Origin of the sequence: Acinetobacter sp. YH12134 (assembly GCF_013418555.1) — a bacterium.
GTDB classification, from domain to species: Bacteria; Pseudomonadota; Gammaproteobacteria; order Pseudomonadales; family Moraxellaceae; genus Acinetobacter; species Acinetobacter indicus.
In genome coordinates this window covers 1-5760 of record NZ_VPBT01000043.1, presented here as the reverse complement: position 1 = coordinate 5760, position 5760 = coordinate 1, and the positions used below count along the sequence as shown (strand labels likewise).

At 45.3% G+C, this 5760-nt stretch carries 8 protein-coding genes; 2 read left to right on the top strand and 6 right to left on the bottom strand.

The annotated features are described in order from the left end of the window. Positions 1–215: 215 nt before the first annotated feature. The 3 genes from FTU69_RS14480 to FTU69_RS14470 are packed head-to-tail and all read right to left on the bottom strand — an operon-like array spanning position 216 to position 3058. Positions 216–1304, bottom strand: a complete 1089-nt coding sequence (locus FTU69_RS14480; protein ID WP_180104098.1) for a DUF6670 family protein — start codon at positions 1302–1304, stop codon at positions 216–218. 24 nt (positions 1305–1328) lie between these two features. Continuing rightward, the gene (gene pssA / locus FTU69_RS14475) at positions 1329–2153 is read right to left on the bottom strand and encodes a CDP-diacylglycerol--serine O-phosphatidyltransferase (protein WP_075168287.1); all 825 of its coding nucleotides are present in this window, start codon (positions 2151–2153) and stop codon (positions 1329–1331) included. A 47-nt stretch (positions 2154–2200) separates the two neighbouring features. After that, positions 2201–3058, bottom strand: a complete 858-nt coding sequence (locus FTU69_RS14470) for a 23S rRNA (adenine(2030)-N(6))-methyltransferase RlmJ (RefSeq protein WP_005182209.1) — start codon at positions 3056–3058, stop codon at positions 2201–2203. A gap of 116 nt (positions 3059–3174) precedes the next feature. On the opposite strand from FTU69_RS14470, the gene FTU69_RS14465 reads away from it, so the two are divergent. Then, positions 3175–3777, top strand: coding sequence for a 2OG-Fe(II) oxygenase (locus tag FTU69_RS14465; protein WP_180104097.1), 603 nt, complete (start codon positions 3175–3177; stop codon positions 3775–3777). A 60-nt stretch (positions 3778–3837) separates the two neighbouring features. Then, the gene (locus FTU69_RS14460; protein ID WP_005182203.1) at positions 3838–4365 is read left to right on the top strand and encodes a hypothetical protein; all 528 of its coding nucleotides are present in this window, start codon (positions 3838–3840) and stop codon (positions 4363–4365) included. 94 nt (positions 4366–4459) lie between these two features. Here FTU69_RS14460 and FTU69_RS14455 read toward each other — a convergent pair whose 3' ends face one another. The 3 genes from FTU69_RS14455 to FTU69_RS14445 form a co-directional block, all read right to left on the bottom strand. Next, a complete protein-coding gene (locus FTU69_RS14455) occupies positions 4460–4717 on the bottom strand; it encodes a DUF2789 family protein (RefSeq protein ID WP_005182199.1) in 258 nt (85 codons plus the stop codon). 110 nt (positions 4718–4827) lie between these two features. Then, positions 4828–5088 (bottom strand): DUF2789 family protein, encoded by a 261-nt coding sequence (locus FTU69_RS14450; protein WP_005182196.1) that lies wholly within the window; start codon positions 5086–5088, stop codon positions 4828–4830. A 145-nt stretch (positions 5089–5233) separates the two neighbouring features. Then, positions 5234–5488 carry a DUF2789 family protein gene (locus FTU69_RS14445; RefSeq protein WP_005182193.1) on the bottom strand — a complete coding sequence of 85 codons (255 nt, stop codon included), beginning with the start codon at positions 5486–5488 and terminating at the stop codon, positions 5234–5236. Positions 5489–5760: the final 272 nt, after the last annotated feature.

The following is a 5760-nucleotide window of genomic DNA, read 5'->3' as shown; positions in this document are numbered from 1 at the left end:
TAGAAAGTCAACATGCAATATTGATTTTATTTCTAAACTTACCACCTAAACCAGAACTCAACCATTTTAGTTAAATCCTTGTTTATCAACAAGTTTTTATCAACATCACCGCCGATGGATGTGCATTATAGAGCAAATGAAACCTGACGCAACCCCTATTTTTAATTATTTTGGGAAATACGACACAACTGTTTATTTATTCAACAAAAATACACTTATTTTTCTTTTTTCACTAAAAATGGGACCGGATTGGCCAAATGATCACCTAATTTTTCTGCCTGATTTTTTTCCTGCCATTTTAAGGCGCGACAATCAATATATTCACAATAGCCGCCTTCGCCCTGTTCTTCGACATCATTTATTTTGACCTGATAATGAAAACTGCCGACATAACCTGCAGCCAAGCCAAATTTAAAATCCCCGCGGCTTTGTGCCTGAATATGGATACGCGTGCCATCTGCACCGCTGTAACACCATTCAAATTCACGCGGCAGATACATGCTTTGCCGGTTTGGAGTCATCACCGCCGGATAAACCCGGTGCACTTTAAAATATACGCCTTCATCAAACAGCTGGCTTTGGCCGCTGCTCAGGTCACGCAAATACATCCGCGACTGCAAAATCCGGTTAAAGCGATCTCGCACTTGGGCCAGTAATAACTGCCGTTGCTGCTGCAGATTAATCACCTGATAGGTAAAAAAGGCTAAAGGTAGATAAGGAAAATTAATGGCTCGCGCATATTCAAAACTGCCGAGTTGCTGGATCTGATAATGTTGCTGTTTATATTGAAGCTGTCCACTGCATTCACACAGCAAAGACCAGTGATCGGCCAGCCCCATGCGTAGCTTGGCAAAATAGGAAATTACGGCGGTAGTACGAATCTTCAGATCAAAACTGAGTTCAGAATCCAGACGTTGGACCCGAAACTCTGGAAAATGTCCTTCTAGCTGCTCCCGACCACCAAACTGAAACAGTGCCGGCTTGAAATAACATTCTTTTTCCACTGAATAACTGCTGAGCTGCCCCACCATATGTGGACTGGAACTGACCAGTACCGTAGCAGTATCCAGCGGATGGGTTTGAATCGCGCTGTCATTACGCAGCATCGGGGCATTTGGCTGCCCAATCAGGCTCAGGAAATTAAGATAATGTAAGGGCGCGGGCAAATTGGGAATCATCAGCCCCTGATGAATGATTTTATATTTCTGGTTCGGGGCGTGAAAAGGCAGCTGCTCAAGCTTGAGTTGATGTGGAGCTTGATTCAGTTGTTTGGATCGATCGAGAAAATCTTGAAACATCTGCATAGCAAGCTCCTGGGTGTCATCTTGTTATGATTCGGCGGTTTTTCTCGCCATATAAGTGGTCACAAAACCTGATAATGCATAGATGATAGAAATCACCAGAATACCGACCGGAATATTATAGGTCATGGCCGCCAGTACAAAAACGGCAATTGGCAGCACAATAAACGGCACCCGCTTACGGTCCAATGTCTTAAAGGAATAATATTTAATATTGGAAATCATCAGCAAGCCAACCGCCACAATAATCACGGCGTTGATGATCTGAATACCAAAGTCCTGAATATTATAAATTTCAGGAAAATCGCGGCCGACCCAGACCAGCGACACCAGCATTAAAGCCGCCAATGGACTGGCCACGCCAATAAAATAGCGTTTATCAACCACGCCAATCTGCACATTAAAACGCGCCAGACGGAAAGCCGCACAGGCGGTATAAACAAAACAGCAGGCCAAGCCAATCCGGCCCAGATCATTCAGGCTCCAGCTATACATTAAAATTGCCGGGGCCACACCAAAGGCCAGCATATCGGACAAGGAGTCAAACTGCTCACCAAACGGACTTTGCGCACCAATGGCACGCGCAACGCGGCCATCTAAACCATCAAATAAGGCCGCCAGGAAAATGGCATAAATGGCCTGGCTATATTCGCCATTCATGCTGGCAATAATTGAATAAAAGCCCGACAGCAAGGCCGCGGTGGTAATGAGATTAGGCCACAGGTAGATGCCACGGCGTTTGACCTTTTGCCCCTCGCGGGTACGTTCCTCTTCCACCACTTCAAATGTGATTCCATCGTAATCATGTTCACGCGTCACGGAATCACCCTCGGGCTTCGGTGTGTTTATCATTATTTTATGTCCTAACTCTAACCTAATCTCTGTTGGGGCTGTTTGGCTTATTCGCCAACCAGCCAGCGTACTGCTGCATGTCCACCATTGTCCTGCATGCGTAAATGCGGGAATAACCATTGTAAGGCTTCATCTGCATCTTCAGAGAATTTCCAAGGTGGATTGATCACCAGTAAACCACAGCCATTCAAGCCAACCGGGGTATCATCTGGCCAGACACAGATTTCGCAAACCAGCTGACGGCGAATGCCCGATTTGTACATTTTCTTTTCAAAACGTTCAATCATGGCGCGGTCTTTAATTGGATACCACACCGCAAACACGCCTGTTGGCCATTTTTTATAGGCCGCGACCAGCAGTTCTACCAGCTGCGGGAAGTCTTTACGTTCCAGCTCATAAGGCGGGTCAATCATGACCAGACCGCGTTTTTCTTTCGGTGGAATTACCCCAAGCAGGCCTTCATAAGCATCACGTTCATGCAAGCCGGCACGACGGTCACGGATATTGCTGCGCAATTGCTGAAAAACATCGCGCTGCATTTCAAACACCGTGGCTTTATCCATCTCACGCATGCCTTGTAAGGCAAACCATGGTGAACCCGGATAAGCACCCTTGCCATCCGTCTCGCGCATCTGCTCGACCAGATTCAGATACTGCTTCACGCCTTCCGGTGCATTGCGGATAATCGAGTCATCCAGTTTGACCAGACGGTGAATACCATTTAAGAACTCACCCGACTTCTGTGCAGGTGCTAAAGATAAGTCGTATTTGCCTGCACCGCCATGTGTATCAATATAGCGATAAGGTTTATCTTTGGCATTTAAACGTGTCAGTAACTGAAGCAAAAGCACATGCTTCATGACATCGGCAAAGTTGCCTGCATGGAAATGGTGACGGTAATTCATGTTTCTTTAATTCCTGAAATCAACCGGTATTTTAGCATGAAAAAAAGTTTCATTCAGAGGCTTATCTTGCTCTAAAATAGTTCCCCCGCTTTTTTATCCTTGTTCGAGTTTTGCCTATGCAAACACATTCTCTACCATCGTCCTGGAATCTGGAACAGATATTCAATGATCTGGATCAATCCGGTTATGCCCTGATTGATGATGCCTATCCACAGGATTATGTACAAGCTTTGGTAGCAGAATGTACCGCACATTTGAATGAGTTTCGTAACGCAGCCATTCAAAACGGTGTGGTCAGCCAGATTCGCAGTGATCATATCTTATGGCTGGATTCAAGCCTGCCGGTTGCCGAGCAGCATACCCAAACCTTAATGGCGCTGGCCGAGCAATTAAATCGTGCCTTTTTTCTGGGCATTAAGGAAGTCGAAGCCCATTTTGCCTGTTATAACGCCGGCGAATTTTATGCCCTGCACCGCGATAATCCGCAAGGTAAAAATGGCCGGATGATTTCCTGCGTCTTTTATCTGCATGAACAGTGGCAGGCCGATTGGGGCGGTGAATTACGCTTGCAGGACAAACAGGGCGAATGGCAGATCATTGCGCCACAGCCCAACCGGATGGCCTTATTCCAAAGTGATTTGCTGCATGAAGTGCTGCTCTCCAAACAGCAGCGCCTTTCGATTACTGCCTGGCTGCGTAGTGATCCACAGTTGTGGTGATCCTTTAAATCCTGGCAAGTGGCCTCATATAAACCGTATTGTGAACTGAGGATTGTGCCGATGCGTGATACCACCCAACCGATTATTCAGCGTATCGGTGAAACTGACCAGCTCTATTTACAGGGCAACACCCCGGAACTGGCGCTGGAACGTGCTTCATTACGCCTAGAACTGGTGATGCTGAGTCAGGTCCGTCAGGAACAGACCTATTTCCTGCAAGAAGCGATTGTGCTGCTGGAGCAAGGCCGGGTTGAATTTGAGGAAATGCCGCTGTCCTTATATTTAAATCTGTCCTTAACCCTGGCCAAGGCCTATATGCTGTATTTTGAAATCAGCCAGGAAACCCGCTTTGCCTTAATTACCCAGCAGATTCTAAAACCGCTGACCAATTATAATCATGGCGATATTTACCTGTTCCTGGCCTATGCCAGCGCAGCGAAAAAAGAAAATGCCCTGACTCAGCATTGGCTGACCAAATACCGTAAAACAGCCGAGTTTGATGCCGATGTACTACGTGAACATACTGCCTTTGAACACTGTCATGGTCAAAGCTGGTTTGTGCAGCTGATTCAGCCGCGTTTACACTAAAGCTCAGCACGAAAAAAATATTTAACAACAAAAATGCCTCATTGATTGAGGCATTTTTTATGGACTACAGAAACGCTTGAATCTTCAGGCAGGATTAAGCGGTTTGGGCTTTATAGGCATCCATATGTAATTGTTGATTCAATTCATCGACCCAGATCGCCCAGTCATCATCCTGGACCAGATGACTGATTAATAAAGCACGCTGGGATTTATTCCAGAACGGCGCATCATGCAAAGAAATATGGGAAGGCAGTTGATGGGTACGTACATAAAGTTCAATGGCCGCCGGACTATTGGCTAAACCAAGTTGAGAAAATAATAGAGCTAAGGATGGTGTGTTGTGATTGAGCATCTCGCCCTCCTTATATATCAGATAAATTGTAGTTATTTATCCATCTAACTTATAAGATAAAGCAAAAAAAACCTAGTCTTTGCGACCAGGTTTGTTGTTTCAATTTGTGATTAAAGTTCGCAAGAGCCGGAAAGCTTATGTTCGGTATGTAATTGCTCGTTTAAGACATCAATCACGATGGCCCATTCATCATCACTTTTCCAGTGACTGATAATGAAATCGTGCTGGGCCTTGCTCCAGAATGCGGCTTTATGTAGGGGAATATCGGAAGTTAATTGATGGCTTTCAATAAATTGATCAATGGCTTCTGAACTGGACTCTAGACCCAGCTGCTCAAATAACAGTTCTAATGTGGGTTGCTGATCAAACATGGCGCCCTCCTCAGCATTTTTTTACTGTATTGTAGCTTTACGTTATAAGAATTCTGCACAAAAGCACAGCCTTGTGACTGCGCTTGTTGTATTTTTTTGTACCAAAGCATGTAAGGCGGATGAGCCTGATTGAACTGGCTCCGGCTTATTGCGCTAGCTTGTCGCTTTCAACGTGTAGTAACTGGTTTAATTTGTCGATAATCACAATCCACTCATCATCCTGATGCCAGTGTTCGCGTAAAAAGGCGCTTTGTCCCTCACTCCAGAATCCGGCATCGGGCAAGGTCACTTCTGCCGGCAATTGATGGGCACGCACAAATTGCTCAATAGATGCTTCGTCTGCGGCTAAACCCAGTTGTTCAAATAATAATTCTAAGGTCGGCTGTTGTTCGAGTACCATGGAATGACTCCGTATTTTTCTAGGCGAAGTCCATAAACTAGCAAATCCGGAACAGCATTAGGGCTACAGGCCGATGTATTCTTGTTATGTTTTGTGAGGTTTGTCATGGCGCTGATCAATACAACAATCCATACAGCTGCATAAAAAAAGCACTCCATCAGGATAATGCCAGTCAGTTAAGAGATTGACTGGCTTTTTCTTGGGTATTTTTGAGGTTTTCCTTTTACAACTCTTGGGTAACTCCTCATCCGTCTCTCAGGTAAAACATATCT

Bases quoted from the DNA above. Each gene is read 5' to 3' on its own strand.
- FTU69_RS14480 (WP_180104098.1), bottom strand. From the start codon at position 1,304: ATGCAGATGTTTCAAGATTTTCTCGATCGATCCAAACAACTGAATCAA.
- pssA (WP_075168287.1), bottom strand. From the start codon at position 2,153: ATGATAAACACACCGAAGCCCGAGGGTGATTCCGTGACGCGTGAACAT.
- FTU69_RS14470 (WP_005182209.1), bottom strand. From the start codon at position 3,058: ATGAATTACCGTCACCATTTCCATGCAGGCAACTTTGCCGATGTCATG.
- FTU69_RS14465 (WP_180104097.1), top strand. From the start codon at position 3,175: ATGCAAACACATTCTCTACCATCGTCCTGGAATCTGGAACAGATATTC.
- FTU69_RS14460 (WP_005182203.1), top strand. From the start codon at position 3,838: ATGCGTGATACCACCCAACCGATTATTCAGCGTATCGGTGAAACTGAC.
- FTU69_RS14455 (WP_005182199.1), bottom strand. From the start codon at position 4,717: ATGCTCAATCACAACACACCATCCTTAGCTCTATTATTTTCTCAACTT.
- FTU69_RS14450 (WP_005182196.1), bottom strand. From the start codon at position 5,088: ATGTTTGATCAGCAACCCACATTAGAACTGTTATTTGAGCAGCTGGGT.
- FTU69_RS14445 (WP_005182193.1), bottom strand. From the start codon at position 5,488: ATGGTACTCGAACAACAGCCGACCTTAGAATTATTATTTGAACAACTG.